The organism is Streptomyces sp. NPDC039423, assembly GCF_055598725.1.
Window position 1 is genome coordinate 115339 of record NZ_JBVKAH010000011.1, and the last position, 16429, is coordinate 131767.

Here is a 16429-nt window from a genome sequence, read left to right on the forward strand (position 1 = left end):
ACCCTGCGGGACATGAGAGACTGGCTGCGACAACTGGTCTAGACAACCTCCGAGACTCGAAGGGCAACACCATGGCTGAGCGCCGCGTCAACGTCGGCTGGGCCGAGGGCCTGCACGCCCGCCCCGCCTCCATCTTCGTCCGCGCCGCCACGGCCGCCGGCGTCCCCGTGACGATCGCCAAGGCCGACGGCAACCCCGTCAACGCCGCGTCGATGCTCGCGGTGCTGGGCCTGGGCGCGCAGGGCGGCGAGGAGATCGTGCTCGCTTCGGACGCGGAGGGCGCGGACGCCGCCCTGGACCGTCTGGCGAAGCTGGTCGCCGAGGGGCTCGAGGAGCTCCCCGAGACGGTCTGACCCCCTCGGTCGCGCACCACGCACGACAGCTTCGGGCGGAGCCGTTCCCCAGACACCGGGGGAACGGCTCCGCCTTTTCCGTCCGGTCACGGGAAACGGGCACACGCCAATTCCGGCGAGGGAAATGCGGGGCGATAATTCCCCCTGTTTGTATACGGCACCGCCGTTAATGAGGGATGCCCGCGGTGTTTACGCGGTGTTGCGAAGTCCTCACGTACGCGCCCGCCTGGCGTGCCGGGGAGCGCCGCAACCGGTGGGTGGCGAGCCAGCGCTCGACGTGGACGGCGGTGAGCGTGCGGGCGCGTTCGGCGTCGCCCCGGGCCACGGCGTCCACGATCGCGCCGTGCTCGGCCCAGGCGTCCGCCGGACGGGCGGGCGTCTCGACCGCGTACATCCAGGTGGTCTTGTGCCGGAGCTGGGTGAGCAGCGCGGTCAGGGCGGGGCTGCCGGACGCCTGGGCGAGCGTCTCGTGGAACCACCCGCCCAGCGAGCGGAGGTCCTCCGTCCGACCCGCGCGCGCCCGCTCCTGACCCAGCCTGACCAGGCCCCGCAGCACCTTGAGGTGGGCCTCGGTGCGGCGCTGGGCGGCACGGGCGGCGCCGAGGGGCTCCAGCAGGGTGCGCATCTCCAGCAGGTCGGCCGCCTCCTGCTCGGTGGGTTCGGCGACGCAGGCGCCGGCATGGCGGCGGGTGGTGACGAAGCCCTCCGACTCCAGGGTGCGCAGCGCCTCGCGGACCGGGACGCGGGAGACGCCGTAGCGGCGGGCCAGGTGTTCCTCGGTGAGCCGGCTGCCGCGCTCGAACACGCCGTTGACGATGTCGTCGCGGATCGCCGTGCATACCGAGTGCGCTGGAATGCGCATACCAGAACCCCCTGTGAACCGCGCGAAATTCAAACGCTTGACGCTTGTGCGATGACTCTATTGCAGCGGGCCGAAAATTCCGACAGTCGCCCGGAATCCATGGAGTTCTTTTCGGCCTCGTGCGGGACGCGACACGACGAAGGCCCCGGTTCGTGTCCCGAACCGGGGCCTGTCGGAGGAGCGGAGGCGGTCAGACGTTGACGCCGTGCGAGCGGAGGTACGCGACGGGGTCGATGTCCGAGCCGTAGTCGGCGCCTGTGCGGGCCTCGAAGTGCAGGTGCGGGCCGGACGAGTTGCCGGTCGAGCCGGAGAGGCCTATCTGCTGCCCCGGCATCACGGTCTGGCCGACCGAGACGTTGATCGAGGCCAGGTGGCCGTACTGGGTGTACGTGCCGTCGTTCATCCGGATGACGATGTTGTTGCCGTACGCGCCGCCCCAGCCGGCCTCGACGACGGTGCCGGCGCCCACGGAGACGACGGTGGTGCCGGAGGCGGCGTGGAAGTCGACGCCGGTGTGGCTGCCGGAGGACCACATGGCGCCACCGGTCTGGTAGCCGGTGCTGACGTAGCTGCCGGCGATGGGCGCCTGGAAGGAGTTCAGCCGCTTGCGCTCGGCCTCGCGGTCGGCGCGCTCCTTGGCGTCGCGGGCCGCCTTCACCCGGGCCTCGGCCTTGAGCTTCGCCTCGGCCTCGGCCTTCGCCTGGGCGGCGGCCTTGGCCGCCGTCTCCTGGGCCTCCAGTTCCTGGGCCTCGGCCTGGGCGTCGATCTGCTCGGCGAGCGTGTCGGTGATGACCGCCTGGTTGAGGCCGGTGTCCTCGAGCGAGCCGGGTGCGGCGTCCGGGGCGGCGGCGAGCGCCGGGGAAGCGAGGGTTCCGATGACGCCGGTGGTGGCGAGGGCCGCGACTCCGGCGACGTGTGCGCTCTTGCGGCTCAGGCGGCTCGGGGCACGGTGCTTCCCGGTGGCACGGGTGAACGCCATGAAGTGGCTGATCCTTTCCTTCCTTCTCGCCTACCGGGTTAGCTGACGGGTTCGGAGCAGGAAGGTCTCCTACGGGCCCCTCCGCGGCTGCGAAGGCGTCCGATTCACCCCAGGGACTTCATGGGTCCCCGGCTCCCCTGGCTCGCGCCTGACGGGGACTCGGCGATGGCTGCCCGGTGCCGCGGGTGCGGCGGGTACCGGTCGGACAGCCCATCAGACGCTAAGCGGCCGATCTTTCAATCACCAAACAGACACGGTTTTTTGTAGCGCACGCCACAGGGCAGACACCGAATCTCCGCAACAAACCGGACATTTGGCCGGGCATCCGGGAGGGGGACACGGGTGGACCCCGGCGTCGGGGGACGCCGGGGTCCGGGAGCGGTCGCGGAAGCGGGGCGACAGCGTCAATCAGCCGGTGACCACGGTCACTTGGCCGATTCCGAGCGCCTCGACGGGCTCCTTGATCCGAGCGGCGTCCCCGACGAGGACCGTGACCAGACGGTCCACCGGGAAGGCGCTGACGACCGCCGCGGTGGCCTCCACGGTGCCCGTCTCGGCGAGCCGGGCGTACATCTGCGCCTGGAAGTCGTCGGGGAGGTGCTGCTCGACCTGGTCGGCGAGGGTGCCCGCGACGGAGGCGGCCGTCTCGTACTTGAGGGGGGCGACGCCCACCAGGTTCTGCACGGCCGTCTCGCGCTCGGCGTCGGTCAGTCCCTCGGCGGCGAGGGTACGCAGCACCTTCCACAGGTCGTCGAGGGCCGGGCCGGTGTTCGGGGTGTCGACCGAGCCGCTGATGGCGAGCATGGCGGCCCCGCCGTCCGGGCCGGAGCGCAGTACCTGGCCGAAGGCCCGTACGCCGTAGGTGTAGCCCTTCTCCTCGCGCAGGACCTTGTCGAGGCGGGAGGTGAGCGTGCCGCCCAGGCAGTAGGTGCCGAGCACCTGGGCGGGCCAGACCCGGTCGTGCCGGTCGGGGCCGATCCGGCCGATGAGGAGCTGGGTCTGCACGGCGCCGGGGCGGTCGACGATGACGACCCTGCCGCTGTCGTCCGCCGTCACGGGCGGCACGGGGCGGGGCTCGGCCGAGTCGCCGGTCCAGGCGCCGATGGTGTCGGCGAGCACCGCGTCGAGGTCGACGCCGGTGAGGTCGCCGACGACGACCGCGGTGGCGGTGGCGGGACGCATGTGCGCCTCGTAGAAGGCGCGCACGGCCGCCGCGTCGATCCGGGCGACGGTCTCCTCGGTGCCCTGGCGGGGGCGGGACATGCGGGAGGTGGCCGGGAACAGCTCCTTGGAGAGCTGCATGGCGGCACGGCGGCCCGGGTTGGCGATCTCGTGCGGGATCTCGTCCAGCCGGTTGCGGACGAGCCGCTCGACCTCGCTGTCGGCGAACGCGGGGGCGCGCAGGGCCTCGGCGACCAGTCCGAGGGCCTTGCCGAGCCGGGAGACGGGGACCTCCAGGGAGACGCGTACACCGGGGTGGTCGGCGTGCGCGTCGAGGGTGGCGCCGCAGCGCTCCAGCTCTGCGGCGAACTCCTCCGCCGAGTGCTTGTCGGTGCCTTCGGAGAGGGCCCGCGCCATGATCGTGGCGACGCCGTCCAGGCCCTCGGGCTCGGCCTCCAGCGGGGCGGCGAGGAAGATCTCGACGGCCACGACCTGCTGGCCGGGACGGTGGCAGCGCAGCACGGTCAGGCCGTTGTCCAGCGTGCCGCGGTCGGGCGCGGGGAAGGCCCACGGCTTGGGCGTGCCCGCCTGGGGCTGCGGGTGGAACTCCATGGACGTCAGGGACACAGCGGCGTCGCTCACTGGTCGGCTCCCTCTTCTACCTGGTCGCTGTGGTCGGTGCCGGCGGGTTCGTAGACCAGCACCGCCCGGTTGTCGGGGCGGAGGCGGGCCTTGGCCACCGCCTGCACCTCCTCGGCGGTGACGTCCAGGACGCGCTGGACGGCGGTCAGGGCGAGCTGGGGGTCGCCGAACAGCACGGCGAACCGGCACAGTTCGTCGGCGCGGCCGGCGACCGTGCCGAGCCGGTCCAGCCACTCGCGCTCGAGCTGGGCCTGGGCGCGCTCCATCTCCTCGGGCGTGGGGCCCTCGGCGGCGAACCGGGCGAGCTCGTCGTCGACGGCCGCCTCGATGTCGGGGACCTCGACGCCACCGGACGTCTTGACGTCCAGCCAGCCGAGCGAGGGGGCGCCCGCCAGACGGAGCAGGCCGAAGCCGGCGGCCACGGCCGTGCGGTCGCGGCGCACCAGGCGGTTGTGCAGCCGCGACGACTCGCCGCCGCCCAGGACCGTGAGGGCGATGTCGGCGGCGTCGCACTCGCGGGTGCCGTCGTGCGGGAGCCGGTAGGCGGCCATCAGGGCGCGGGCCGGCACCTCCTCGACGACGACCTCACGGAGCTGCTCGCCGATGACCTCGGGCAGCGTCCCGCCCCGGGGCGGCTGCTTGCCGTCGTGGGAGGGGATGGAGCCGAAGTACTTCTCGACCCAGGCGAGCGTCTGCTCGGGGTCGATGTCGCCGACGACCGACAGGACGGCGTTGTTGGGCGCGTAGTACGTGCGGAAGAAGTTCCGCGCGTCCTCCAGGGTGGCGGCGTCCAGGTCCGCCATGGAGCCGATCGGGGTGTGGTGGTACGGGTGGCCCTCGGGGTAGGCGAGGGCGGTCAGCTTCTCGAAGGCCGTGCCGTACGGAACGTTGTCGTACCGCTGGCGGCGCTCGTTCTTGACGACGTCCCGCTGGTTCTCCATGGACTCGTCGTCGAGCGCGGCGAGCAGGGAGCCCATCCGGTCGGCTTCCAGCCACAGCGCCAGCTCGAGCTGGTGGGCGGGTACGGTCTCGAAGTAGTTGGTGCGCTCGAAGCTGGTCGTACCGTTGAGGGAGCCGCCGGCACCCTGCACCAGTTCGAAGTGGCCGTTGCCCTGGACCTGCTTCGACCCCTGGAACATCAGGTGCTCGAAGAGGTGGGCCAGGCCGGTGCGGCCCTCGACCTCGTGGCGGGAGCCGACGTCGTACCAGAGGCAGACCGCGGCGACCGGGGTCAGGTGGTCCTCGGAGAGCACCACGCGCAGGCCGTTGGCCAGGCGGTGCTCGGTCGCTGTCAGGCCGCCGGAGCCGGCCTGGGCTGTGGCCGTGTGACCCATGGGCATGTACGTCCCTTCGATCGCTATGGGGGAAAGATCCAGCTGCGGGCCGCTGGGAAGTCCTGCCACTGTATGCGGCCCTCGCGACCTGCCGTGGACCGCTGTGGAAGTCCTGCCACTGTATGCAAGCGGACTGACACCCGGTGGAGTTCCCGGATCCCCGTCGCGTCCCTCTTCCGGGTCGCGGTCGGCGTTGTCAGTGGGACGGTCCACAATGGGCGTCGTCAGATCAACCTTGTTGGTGAAGGAGCCGCAGCCGCGATGGCCCGCCGCAGCACGAAGACCACGCAGCCCGACGACTTCGAGGAGAAGATCCTCGACATCGACGTCGTCGACGAAATGCAGGGCTCCTTCCTCGAGTACGCGTACTCGGTGATCTACTCCCGGGCCCTGCCGGACGCCCGTGACGGCATGAAGCCGGTGCACCGCCGGATCGTGTACCAGATGAACGAGATGGGGCTGCGGCCCGAGCGCGGCTTCGTGAAGTGCGCCCGGGTGGTCGGCGAGGTGATGGGCAAGCTCCACCCGCACGGCGACGCGTCGATCTACGACGCCCTGGTGCGCATGGCGCAGCCGTTCTCGATGCGCCTGCCGCTGGTGGACGGGCACGGCAACTTCGGCTCCCTGGGCAACGACGACCCGCCGGCGGCGATGCGGTACACCGAGTGCCGGATGGCCGACGCGACGTCCCTGATGACGGAGTCGATCGACGAGGACACGGTCGACTTCAACCCGAACTACGACGGTCAGGAGCGCGAGCCGGCCGCGCTGCCCGCCGCCTTCCCGAACCTGCTGGTGAACGGCGCGTCCGGGATCGCGGTCGGCATGGCCACCAACATGCCCCCGCACAACCTGGGCGAGGTCATCGCCGCCGCCCGCCACCTGATCCGGCACCCGGGCGCCGACCTGGACACCCTGATGCGGTACGTGCCGGGCCCCGACCTGCCGACCGGCGGCCGGATCGTGGGCCTGTCGGGCATCAAGGACGCGTACGAGTCGGGCCGCGGCTCGTTCAAGATCCGCGCGACGGTGTCCGTGGAGAACGTGACGGCGCGCCGCAAGGGCCTGGTCGTCACCGAACTGCCCTTCGCGGTCGGTCCCGAGAAGGTGATCGCCAAGATCAAGGACCTGGTGGCCGCCAAGAAGCTCCAGGGCATCGCGGACGTCAAGGACCTGACCGACCGCGAGCACGGGCTGCGGCTGGTCATCGAGGTCAAGAACGGCTTCATCCCGGAGGCCGTGCTGGAGCAGCTCTACAAGCTGACGCCGATGGAGGAGTCCTTCGGTATCAACAACGTGGCGCTGGTCGACGGGCAGCCGCTCACGCTGGGTCTCAAGGAGCTGCTGGAGGTCTATCTGGACCACCGCTTCGAGGTGGTCCGGCGGCGCAGCGAGTTCCGGCGCGGCAAGAAGCGCGACCGGCTGCACCTGGTCGAGGGCCTGCTGGTGGCGCTGCTCGACATCGACGAGGTCATCCGGGTCATCCGGTCGAGCGACAACTCGGCGCAGGCCAAGGAGCGGCTGATCGAGCGCTTCTCGCTGAGCGAGATCCAGACGCAGTACATCCTGGACACGCCGCTGCGCCGGCTGACCAAGTTCGACCGGATCGAGCTGGAGAGCGAGCGGGACCGGCTGAACAGCGAGATCGAGGAACTGACCCGGATCCTGGATTCGGACGCGGAGCTGCGCAAGCTGGTCTCCTCGGAACTGGCGGCCGTGGCGAAGAAGTTCGGTACGGAGCGGCGCACGGTCCTGCTGGAGTCGGCGGGCGCGCCGGTCGCGGCGGCGTCGCTGGAGGTGGCGGACGACCCGTGCCGGGTGCTGCTGTCGTCGACGGGGCTGCTGGCCCGCACGGCGAGCGGGGAGCCGCTCCCGGACAGCGGCGGCAGGCGCACCAAGCACGACGTGATCGTCTCGGCGGTGCCGGCGACGCAGCGCGGCGAGGTCGGCGTGGTGACGTCCGCCGGGCGGCTGCTGCGGCTGTCGGTGATCGACCTCCCGCAGCTCCCGGACACGGCGTCCGCGCCGAACCTGTCGGGCGGGGCGCAGGTGTCGGAGTTCCTGACGCTGGAGAAGGACGAGGCGGTGATGTGCCTGACGACCCTCGACGAGTCCTCGCCGGGCCTGGCCATCGGCACCCTCCAGGGCGTGGTCAAGCGGGTGGTGCCGGACTATCCGGCGAACAAGGAGGAGTTGGAGGTCATCGGCCTCAAGGAGGGTGACCGGATCGTCGGCGCGGCCGAGCTGCGCACGGGCGAGGAGGACCTGGTCTTCATCACCTCCGACGCGCAGCTGCTGCGGTTCCCGGCCTCGGCGGTGCGGCCGCAGGGCCGTCCGGCGGGCGGCATGGCCGGCATCAAGCTGGCGGCGGGGGCCGAGGTGCTCTCGTTCACCGCGGTCGACCCGGCGCAGGACGCGGTGGTGTTCACGGCCGCCGGCTCGTCCGGTGCCCTGGACCCGACGGCGGCCACCTCGGTCAAGCTCACCCCGTTCGACCAGTACCCGCGCAAGGGCCGCGCGACGGGCGGTGTGCGCTGCCAGCGCTTCCTCAAGGGCGAGGACGTGCTGGTCCTGGCCTGGGCGGGGGCCGCGCCGGCCCGTGCGGCGCAGAAGAACGGCACCCCGGTGGACCTGCCGGAGATCGACCCGCGCCGGGACGGCTCGGGCACACCGCTCGCGAAGCAGGTGGAGGTGCTGGCCGGCCCGGCGTCGTAACCGCGGCTACTGCTCCGGCCGGTCCGGTAGGTACCCGTCCGGTTCCGGCCGGTCCTGGTCCGTCCCCGGGTCCGGCCGGTCCGGTACGTACCGCAGGACGCCCCACATGCTGTGCTCCTCGGGCGTGTCCCGCGGGCCGGTGACGCGGCAGTCGTCGAGGGCCTTGTGCAGGGCGTCGCCGTCCGTGCCGGAGCCGATGAGGACGAGCTGGGTGAGGCGCTGCTCCCCGCGCGGCCAGGGCTCGGGGTAGAAGCGCAGGAAGCGGCCGACCGCGTGCAGGGTGTAGCGGTTCGCCGGGTCGAGGGTGCCGAAGTCGACGAAGCCCTTGATCCGGTAGAGACCGTCCGGGCGGGAGTCCAGGAAGTCCAGCAGCCGCCGCGGGTGCATCGGCGCGTCGGCGGTGAACGAGACCGTGTCGTAGCCGGCGTGCGGGTGGACCTCCGGCACGACGTACAGCTCGTCCAGGTCCTCGAAGGTGAGCTGGCGCGGGCCGTCGTCGTCGGTGCGGGCGGCGCGGTCGAACAGGAGCTCGGGGTCGACCCTGCCGTAGGCGGCGTCGATCACCGCGGCACGCCCGGCGAGGCCGGTGACGGCGGTGTGGACGCGCCGCAGTTCCCCCGGGTCGACCCGGTCGGCCTTGTTGACGACGACGAGGTCGGCGATGCCCAGGTGACGGTCGGTCTCGGGATGCCGCTCCCGGGTGGCGTCGAACTCGGCGGCGTCCACGACCTGGACCAGCCCGCCGTACACCACGCGCTCGTTGTCGCTGGCGAGGATCATCCGCACCAGTTCCTGGGGCTCGGCGAGGCCGCTCGCCTCGATGACGATGACGTCGAGGCGCGAGGAGGGCCGGGTGAGGGTCTCCAGGTAGGTGTCGAGCTCGCTCGCGTCGACGGCGCAGCACAGGCAGCCGTTGCCCAGGGAGACGGTGGAGCCGACCTGCCCGGCGACGGTCATGGCGTCGATCTCGATCGAGCCGAAGTCGTTGACCATGACGCCGATGCGGGTGCCTCTGGCTCTGCGCAGCAGATGGTTCAGCAGGGTCGTCTTGCCCGACCCCAGGAAGCCCGCGAGGACGACTACGGGGATCTGCTGCACGCTGCTCAAGGCGCACCCTTCTCGTTCGGCGGCCGGCGGTCGGCCTCAGCGGTGGTCGGACATCGGCTTGGGCGGTCGGCCATCGGCGTCGGCGGTCGGCGCCCGGCGGCCGTCACTCGGCGGCCCCCAGGATAGGCGGGCGTGACGGCGGACATTTCGCGAAGGGCGGGGCTCCCCTTACGGTTCCTGGCATGCACCCCGCCGCGCCCCCGCCGCCCACCCCCGCGACGCCGCCCCCGCGCCGCGCGGAGGCCCGGCGCCGGTGGTCCGGCCGGCCGCGGCGGGTGTTCTCCCAGGTCCTGCTGATGCACCTGGCCATCGTCACCGGCGTCACCGTGCTGGCCACCGGCCTGTTCCTGGCCCCGCTCAGCGCCCAGCTCGATGACCAGGCGATGCGGCGGGCCCTGGCGATCGCCGGGACGGCCGCCTCGGACCGGGTGGCCGAGGAGCTGACGGACACGCCGCCGAGCGCCGCCGGGCCCGTCCAGGCGGAGGCCGAACGGATCAGGAGGGCCACCGGCGCCGAATACGTCGTGATCATGGACCGGCGGGGGGTGCGGTGGTCGCACCCCGACCCCCTCAAGATCGGCAAGGTCGTGTCCACCGACCCCAGCGAGGCCCTGGCGGGCCGGGACGTGATGGAGATCGACAGCGGTACGCTCGGCCGCTCCGCGCGCGGCAAGGTCCCGCTGCGCGACGCGACGGGCGGGATCGTCGGCGCGGTGTCGGTCGGCATCGAGTACGACAGTGTCCGCGCCCGGTTGCTGGCCGCGATCCCCGGCCTGCTCGCCTACGCCGGCGGGGCCCTCGCGGTCGGGGCGCTGGCCGCGTACCTGATCTCCCGGCGTCTCCAGCGCCGCACCCATGACCTGGCCTTCTCCGACATCTCGGCGCTGCTCGCGGAGCGGGAGGCGATGCTGCACGGCATTCGCGAGGGGGTCGTGGCACTGGACGGCCACGGGCGGATCCGGCTGCTGAACGACGAGGCGCAGCGGCTGCTGGGCGTGGGGCCCGAGGCCACCGGGCGCCCTCTGGAGGACGCGCTCGGCCCGGGCCGGACCGCCGACGTGCTGGCCGGACGGGTGGCCGGCGAGGACCTGCTGACCGTGCGCGGGCACCGGGTGCTGATCGCCAACCGGATGCCGACGGACGACGGCGGCGCCGTGGCGACACTGCGCGACCGGACCGAGCTGGAGCGGCTCGGGCGCGAGCTGGACTCCACGCGGGGCCTGATCGACGCGCTGCGGGCCCAGGACCACGAGCACGCGAACCGGATGCACACGCTGCTGGGGCTGCTGGAGCTCCGTATGCACGAGGAGGCGGTGGAGTACGTCACCGAGGTGGTGGGCGTGCACCGGGCGACCGCCGAGCAGGTCACCGAGAAGGTCCACGACCCGCTGCTGGCCGCACTCCTCGTGGGCAAGGCCACGGTGGCGGCCGAGCGGGGCGTCTCGCTGCGTCTGACGCCCGGCACGCTGCTGCCGGACCGGGTGGTGGAGCCGCGCGAGCTGGTGACCGTGGTCGGCAACCTCGTCGACAACGCGGTCGACGCGGCGGCGGGCTCCGAGCGGCCGCTCGTGGAGGCCGAGCTGCGTGCGGAGGGCCGTACGGCCGTCCTGCGGGTCACCGACAGCGGGCCCGGTGTGCCGCCCGAGCGGCGGGAGCTGGTCTTCACGGAGGGCTGGTCCACCAAGGACCTCCCCGCCCACGGGGGGCGCCGCGGGCTGGGTCTGGCCATGGTGCGCCGGCTCGCGGAGCGCCGGGGCGGCAGCGCCCGGGTGTCCGCCGGCCCGGATGGCGGGGCGGAGTTCACCGTGGTGCTCCCCGAGGCCCTGACGGACCCCGCTCCCGCCGCCGGTGACCGGGCCGGGCGCGGCGGCCCCGCCGGGGACCCGCCGCACGGGGACGCTCCCGCGGTTCCCGCGGCCCGTGGGACGGCGCCCGGGGCCGGGACGCACCCGGAGGGCCGGCCGGCGGGGCCGGGGGGTGCCCGGTGATCGGCGTGCTGGTGGTGGACGACGACGTCCGGGTCGCGCGGATCAACGCCGCGTACGTCGCCAAGGTGCCGGGCTTCCGGGTGGTCGCGTCGGCCCACACGGCGGCCGAGGCCCTCGCACGGGTGGAGGACACGGCGGTCGACCTGATCCTGCTCGACCACTACCTGCCGGACGGCAACGGCCTGGCGGTCGTACGGGAGCTGCGGCGGCGCGGGCACCAGACCGACGTGATCATGGTGACGGCGGCCCGGGACGTCGCCACCGTCCGGGCGGCGCAGCGCCACGGCGCGCTCCAGTACCTGGTGAAACCGTTCAACTTCGCGGGCCTGCGCCCCAAGCTGGAGGCGTACGCGGCGCTGCGCAGCGCCCTGGAGGGCGGTGGTGAGGCCGAGCAGGCGGAGGTGGACCGGATCTTCGGCGCCCTCTCGGTCGCCTCGGGCGCGCCCGACCTCCCCAAGGGCCACTCCCCCACCACGGCCGAGCTCGTACGGCAGGTGCTGCTCGCCGCCGACGGCCCGCTGTCCGCGCAGGAGATCGCGGAGCGGGCGGGGGTGAGCCGGCAGACGGCCCAGCGGTATCTGAAGCTGCTGGAGCGGGCGGGCCGGGTCCGCCTGTCGTTGCGGTACGGGGAGACCGGGCGTCCCGAGCACCGCTACACCTGGGCCACCTCCTGACCCCGGCCGGACGGGACTTCCGGCACCCGCCCCGGGTCGTCTCCCCTAGACCGCGCCCGCGCCCGTCAGGGCCCGTACCTCGGTCTCGGCGTGCCCGGCCTCGTCCGGGGCCTCGGGCGAGGTGACCGTACCCAGCCAGCCGGCCAGGAAGCCCAGCGGAATGGAGACCATGCCGGGGTTCTGGAGCGGGAAGACCTGGAAGTCCACGCCGGGGAAGAGCGCCTCGGGGCTGCCCGAGACGACGGGCGAGAGCAGCACCAGCAGGACGGCCGGGACGAGCCCCCCGTACACCGACCAGACCGCCCCGCGCGTGGTGAAGTTCCGCCAGAACAGGGAGAACAGCAGCACCGGGAGGTTCGCGGAGGCGGCGACCGCGAAGGCCAGCCCGACGAGGAACGCCACGTTCAGGTCGCGGGCCAGCAGGCCGAGCGCGATCGCGACCGCCCCGACGCCGGCCGCGGCGACGCGTGCCACCGCGACCTCTCCGTACCGCCGCTTGCCGCCGGGGCGCTTCAGCGAGGCGTACAGGTCGTGGGCGACGGACGCGGACGACGCCAGGGTGATGCCCGCGACGACGGCGAGGATCGTGGCGAAGGCCACCGCGGCGACCACCGCGAACAGCACCGCCCCACCGGTCGTGCCCGCGCCCCCGCCCAGGTCGAGGGCGAGGAGCGGGACGGCCGTGTTGCCCGCGGCGTTCGACGCCCGTACCTCCTCGGGCCCGACGAGCGCGGCCGCGCCGAAGCCCAGGACGATGGTCATCAGGTAGAAGCTGCCGATGAGGCCGATGGCCCAGACGACCGAGCGGCGGGCGGCCCGCGCGGTCGGCACGGTGTAGAAGCGGGCGAGGATGTGCGGCAGCCCGGCGGTGCCCAGCACCAGGGCGAGGCCGAGGCTGATGAAGTCCAGGCGGGCGACCGGGTCACCGCCGTACTTGAGCCCCGGCGAGAGGAAGTCCCGCCCGTGCCCGCTGCGTTCGGCCGCGGCGGTGAGGAGCTGGTTGACGTCGCCGTGGAAGCGCAGCAGGACGAGCACGGTGAGCGCCAGCGCGCCCGCCATCAGCAGTACGGCCTTGACGATCTGGATCCAGGTGGTGGCGCGCATACCGCCCAGCGACACGTAGACGACCATGAGGGCGCCGACACCGATCACGGTCCAGGACCGCGCGGCCTCGCTCGTGCCGCCCAGCAGCAGCGCGACCAGGCTGCCGGCGCCCACCATCTGCGCCACCAGGTAGAGCACGGACACGGTCACCGAGGACGTCCCGGTGGCGATCCGGACCGGCCGCTCGCGCATCCGTGCCGTGATCACGTCGGCGAGCGTGAAGCGGCCGCAGTTGCGGACGAGTTCGGCGACCAGGAGGAGCACGACGAGCCAGGCGACCAGGAAGCCGACCGAGTAGAGCATGCCGTCGTAGCCGAAGAGCGCGATCAGGCCGGAGATGCCCAGGAAGGACGCGGCGGACATGTAGTCGCCGGAGATCGCGAAGCCGTTCTCCATGGGCGAGAACAGCCGCCCTCCGGCGTAGAACTCCTCGGCCGAGCCGCGCCGGTGGCGGCTGACCCAGGTGGTGATCGCCAGCGTGCTGGCGATGAACGCGCTGAACAGCAGGAGCGCGAGGGCCTGGTGGTCTCCGGTCAACGCTCAACCGCCCCTCGGATCAGGCCCCGGCCCCGCTCCTGGTCGAACACGGTCCAGCGCAGATCGAGCGCCGCGCGGTCCCGGTGCAGTCGGGCGTGGCGTACATACGCCCAGGTCAGCGCGAAGGTGGTGAGGAACTGGCCGAGTCCGGCGACCATCGCCACGTTGACCGCTCCGGCCACCGGGCGGGACATGAACTGCGGCGCCGTGGTGGCCGCCACGACGTAGGCCAGGTACCAGGTGAGGAAGGCCAGGACCGCCGGGCCGACGAAGCGCCGGTAGCGGTCGCGGACCTCCTGGAAGGCGGCGCTGCGCTGCACCTCCAGGTAGATGTCGGCCGCGGCGGGCCGCTCGTGGGGCGGCCGCGCGGGGCCGGGCACCACCGGCGCCGGTGTCCCGGCGCCGTCCGTCTCGCCCCAGCCGGAGGCCAGTGCGTCGTACCACGGGTCATCGATCCGCGCCGTGGCGGGATCGAGCCCTTCCCTGTTCTCCACCGGTCAACTCTCCTTGTCGGCGAACCGTTTCGGCCGCGTAGACAAGGATGGGCAGACCGGGAACATCCCGGACTCTTCTCTTTCCGCTCTTCACCCCATCAGGTGATGTCGTGCCCCATGTCCCGGCTCCGTACGGTATGGGGGGAGCCGGGACGTCGGTCGGGCGGACCGCCGGGGAGCGGCGCGCGTAGGCGCCGGCGCGGGTCAGGCGTCGATGCGCGAGCGGTCCAGCGTCGCGGCGGAGCTGGTGATGAACTCCTTGCGGGGCGCCACGTCGTTGCCCATCAGCAGGTCGAAGACCTGCTCCGAGGACTCGAGGTCACCGATGTTGATCCGGCGCAGGGTGCGGTGCCGGGGGTCCATCGTGGTCTCCGCGAGCTGGTCGGCGTCCATCTCACCGAGGCCCTTGTAGCGCTGGATGGAGTCCTTGTAGCGGACGCCCTTGCGCTGGAACTCCAGCAGTGTCTGCCGCAGCTCGTTGTCCGAGTACGTGTAGACGTACTTGTCCTGGCCCTTCTTGGGCTGGACCAGCTCGATGCGGTGCAGCGGCGGTACGGCGGCGAAGACGCGGCCCGCCTCGACCATCGGCCGCATGTAGCGCTGGAACAGCGTCAGCAGCAGGCAGCGGATGTGCGCGCCGTCGACATCGGCGTCCACGAGCAGGACGATCTTGCCGTACCGCGCGGCGTCGATGTCGAAGGTCCGGCCGGACCCCGCCCCTATGACCTGGATGATCGCCCCGCACTCGGCGTTCTTGAGCATGTCGGAGACGGACGACTTCTGGACGTTGAGGATCTTGCCGCGGATCGGCAGGAGCGCCTGGAACTCACTGTTGCGGGCGAGCTTGGCCGTACCGAGCGCGGAGTCGCCCTCGACGATGAAGAGCTCGCTGCGCTCCACGTCGTCGCTGCGGCAGTCGGCCAGCTTGGCGGGCAGCGAGGAGGACTCCAGGGCGGTCTTCCGGCGCTGCGCCTCCTTGTGCTGGCGGGCCGCGATCCGCGTACGGGCGGCGGCGACGGCCTTCTCCAGCACCGCACGGGCCTGGGCCTTGGCGTCGCGCTTGGTGGAGGTCAGGAAGGCCTTCAGCTCCTTGGCGACCACGTTGGCGACGATCCGGTTGGCCGCCGACGTCCCGAGGACCTCCTTGGTCTGGCCCTCGAACTGCGGCTCGGCGAGCCGGACGGTCACCACGGCGGTGAGGCCCTCCAGGGCGTCGTCCTTGACGATGTCGTCCTCGGCGACGCGCAGCAGCTTGGCGGAGCGCAGGACCTCGTTCATCGTCCTGGTGACCGCGCGCTCGAAGCCGGTGACGTGGGTGCCGCCCTTGGGGGTGGCGATGATGTTCACGAACGACTTGACCGACGAGTCGTACCCGGTGCCCCAGCGCAGCGCGACGTCGACGCCGAGCTCGCGGGTGACCTCGGTGGGCGTCATGTGGCCGCGCTCGTCGAGGACGGGCACGGTCTCCTTGAAGGTGCCCTGGCCGGTCAGCCGGAGGACGTCGCAGACGGCCTTGTCCTGCGCCAGGTACTCGCAGAACTCGCTGATGCCCCCGTCGAAGCGGAACGTCTCCTCGGTCTTGCCCTCCCCCTCCAGGCCGCGCTCGTCGCGGACGACGATGGTGAGGCCGGGCACCAGGAAGGCGGTCTGGCGGGCGCGCTGGTGCAGGTTCTCCAGGGAGAGCTTGGCGTCCTTGAGGAAGATCTGGCGGTCCGCCCAGTACCGGACGCGGGTGCCGGTGCGGGCCTTCGGCACGCGCTTGGTCTTGCGCAGCCCGTTGCCCGGGTCGAACGGGGCGTCCGGGCCGGACTCGGTGAAGATCCCGGGGACGCCGCGGCGGAAGCTGATGGCATGGGTGGAGCTGCTGCGGTCGACCTCGACGTCGAGCCGGGCCGAGAGCGCGTTCACCACGGAGGCGCCCACGCCGTGCAGGCCGCCGGACGCCGCGTACGAGCCGCCGCCGAACTTGCCGCCGGCGTGCAGCTTGGTCATGACGACCTCGACGCCGGAGAGGCCGGTCTTGGGCTCGACGTCCACGGGGATGCCGCGGCCGTTGTCCCGCACCTCCACCGAGCCGTCGTCGTGGAGGATGACTTCGATGTGGTCGCAGTACCCGCCCAGGGCCTCGTCGACCGAGTTGTCGATGATCTCCCACAGGCAGTGCATCAGGCCCCGGCTGTCGGTGGACCCGATGTACATGCCGGGCCGCTTGCGAACCGCCTCGAGCCCCTCAAGGACGAGCAGGTGCCGCGCGGTGTAGTTGGAACCGTCACGGTCTGCGGTCAGCAGCGCACTGGACGGCACGGACGTATCGGCGGTCACGCGGTTCGCTCCTCGCTGAATTTGGAAAGTGGCCTGTGGGGGTAAAGGCCCGGCGTCTGTCACCGGTCAGAGGGTACAGAGGCCTGGTAGAGCCGTTGTCACGCCACCCACGTGAAAACTCATGCTAGTCCAGAGTCGCAAGGGTGTTCGATCCCTC

General features: G+C 72.2%; 12 protein-coding genes and 1 riboswitch. Of the genes, 4 read left to right on the forward strand and 8 right to left on the reverse strand.

Features of this window, described 5'->3' with window-relative positions:
• Positions 1 to 71: 71 nt before the first annotated feature.
• The gene (locus ACZ7LK_RS28335) at positions 72 to 353 is read left to right on the forward strand and encodes an HPr family phosphocarrier protein (protein WP_030021209.1); all 282 of its coding nucleotides are present in this window, start codon (positions 72 to 74) and stop codon (positions 351 to 353) included.
• A 166-nt stretch (positions 354 to 519) separates the two neighbouring features.
• Here the strand turns inward: ACZ7LK_RS28335 and ACZ7LK_RS28340 are convergent, their stop codons facing one another.
• The 4 genes from ACZ7LK_RS28340 to ACZ7LK_RS28355 all read right to left on the reverse strand — a co-directional run bounded on the left by ACZ7LK_RS28340 (position 520) and on the right by ACZ7LK_RS28355 (position 5331).
• A complete protein-coding gene (locus tag ACZ7LK_RS28340) occupies positions 520 to 1215 on the reverse strand; it encodes a GntR family transcriptional regulator (protein ID WP_392276925.1) in 696 nt (231 codons plus the stop codon).
• A gap of 190 nt (positions 1216 to 1405) precedes the next feature.
• Entirely contained in the window at positions 1406 to 2194 is a 789-nt protein-coding gene (locus ACZ7LK_RS28345; protein ID WP_392276926.1) for a M23 family metallopeptidase, read from the reverse strand.
• Between the two features lie 13 nt (positions 2195 to 2207).
• A riboswitch (cyclic di-AMP (ydaO/yuaA leader) is annotated at positions 2208 to 2369 on the reverse strand.
• 233 nt (positions 2370 to 2602) lie between these two features.
• The gene (locus tag ACZ7LK_RS28350) at positions 2603 to 3997 is read right to left on the reverse strand and encodes a M16 family metallopeptidase (protein ID WP_392276927.1); all 1395 of its coding nucleotides are present in this window, start codon (positions 3995 to 3997) and stop codon (positions 2603 to 2605) included.
• Positions 3994 to 5331: a M16 family metallopeptidase gene (locus ACZ7LK_RS28355; RefSeq protein ID WP_471144094.1), complete on the reverse strand. Its 1338-nt coding sequence runs from the start codon at positions 5329 to 5331 to the stop codon at positions 3994 to 3996. Before ACZ7LK_RS28355 ends, ACZ7LK_RS28350 begins: the two co-directional genes overlap by 4 nt.
• 261 nt (positions 5332 to 5592) lie before the next feature.
• Here ACZ7LK_RS28355 and ACZ7LK_RS28360 point away from each other — a divergent pair, with 261 nt between their 5' ends.
• Complete coding sequence (locus ACZ7LK_RS28360) at positions 5593 to 8046, forward strand: DNA gyrase/topoisomerase IV subunit A (protein WP_392276928.1); 2454 nt, start codon at positions 5593 to 5595, stop codon at positions 8044 to 8046.
• A 6-nt stretch (positions 8047 to 8052) separates the two neighbouring features.
• Here the strand turns inward: ACZ7LK_RS28360 and ACZ7LK_RS28365 are convergent, their stop codons facing one another.
• Positions 8053 to 9153 carry a CobW family GTP-binding protein gene (locus ACZ7LK_RS28365; protein ID WP_471144041.1) on the reverse strand — a complete coding sequence of 367 codons (1101 nt, stop codon included), beginning with the start codon at positions 9151 to 9153 and terminating at the stop codon, positions 8053 to 8055.
• A 182-nt stretch (positions 9154 to 9335) separates the two neighbouring features.
• On the opposite strand from ACZ7LK_RS28365, the gene ACZ7LK_RS28370 reads away from it, so the two are divergent.
• The gene (locus tag ACZ7LK_RS28370) at positions 9336 to 11141 is read left to right on the forward strand and encodes a sensor histidine kinase (protein WP_392276930.1); all 1806 of its coding nucleotides are present in this window, start codon (positions 9336 to 9338) and stop codon (positions 11139 to 11141) included.
• The gene (locus ACZ7LK_RS28375) at positions 11138 to 11815 is read left to right on the forward strand and encodes a DUF7342 family protein (protein ID WP_392276931.1); all 678 of its coding nucleotides are present in this window, start codon (positions 11138 to 11140) and stop codon (positions 11813 to 11815) included. The genes ACZ7LK_RS28370 and ACZ7LK_RS28375 overlap by 4 nt, the downstream gene beginning before the upstream one ends.
• A 45-nt stretch (positions 11816 to 11860) precedes the next feature.
• On the opposite strand, the gene ACZ7LK_RS28380 is transcribed toward ACZ7LK_RS28375, so the two are convergent.
• The 3 genes from ACZ7LK_RS28380 to ACZ7LK_RS28390 form a co-directional block, all read right to left on the reverse strand.
• A complete protein-coding gene (locus ACZ7LK_RS28380; RefSeq protein WP_471144043.1) occupies positions 11861 to 13456 on the reverse strand; it encodes a solute symporter family protein in 1596 nt (531 codons plus the stop codon).
• On the reverse strand, positions 13453 to 13950 hold the full coding sequence (locus ACZ7LK_RS28385; protein ID WP_471144045.1) for a DUF485 domain-containing protein: 498 nt from the start codon (positions 13948 to 13950) through the stop codon (positions 13453 to 13455). Before ACZ7LK_RS28385 ends, ACZ7LK_RS28380 begins: the two co-directional genes overlap by 4 nt.
• A 204-nt stretch (positions 13951 to 14154) precedes the next feature.
• Complete coding sequence (locus tag ACZ7LK_RS28390; RefSeq protein ID WP_392276934.1) at positions 14155 to 16272, reverse strand: DNA gyrase/topoisomerase IV subunit B; 2118 nt, start codon at positions 16270 to 16272, stop codon at positions 14155 to 14157.
• Positions 16273 to 16429 lie beyond the last annotated feature (157 nt).

Bases quoted from the DNA above. Each gene is read 5' to 3' on its own strand.
- ACZ7LK_RS28335 (WP_030021209.1), top strand. From the start codon at position 72: ATGGCTGAGCGCCGCGTCAACGTCGGCTGGGCCGAGGGCCTGCACGCC.
- ACZ7LK_RS28340 (WP_392276925.1), bottom strand. From the start codon at position 1,215: ATGCGCATTCCAGCGCACTCGGTATGCACGGCGATCCGCGACGACATC.
- ACZ7LK_RS28345 (WP_392276926.1), bottom strand. From the start codon at position 2,194: ATGGCGTTCACCCGTGCCACCGGGAAGCACCGTGCCCCGAGCCGCCTG.
- ACZ7LK_RS28355 (WP_471144094.1), bottom strand. From the start codon at position 5,331: ATGGGTCACACGGCCACAGCCCAGGCCGGCTCCGGCGGCCTGACAGCG.
- ACZ7LK_RS28360 (WP_392276928.1), top strand. From the start codon at position 5,593: ATGGCCCGCCGCAGCACGAAGACCACGCAGCCCGACGACTTCGAGGAG.
- ACZ7LK_RS28370 (WP_392276930.1), top strand. From the start codon at position 9,336: ATGCACCCCGCCGCGCCCCCGCCGCCCACCCCCGCGACGCCGCCCCCG.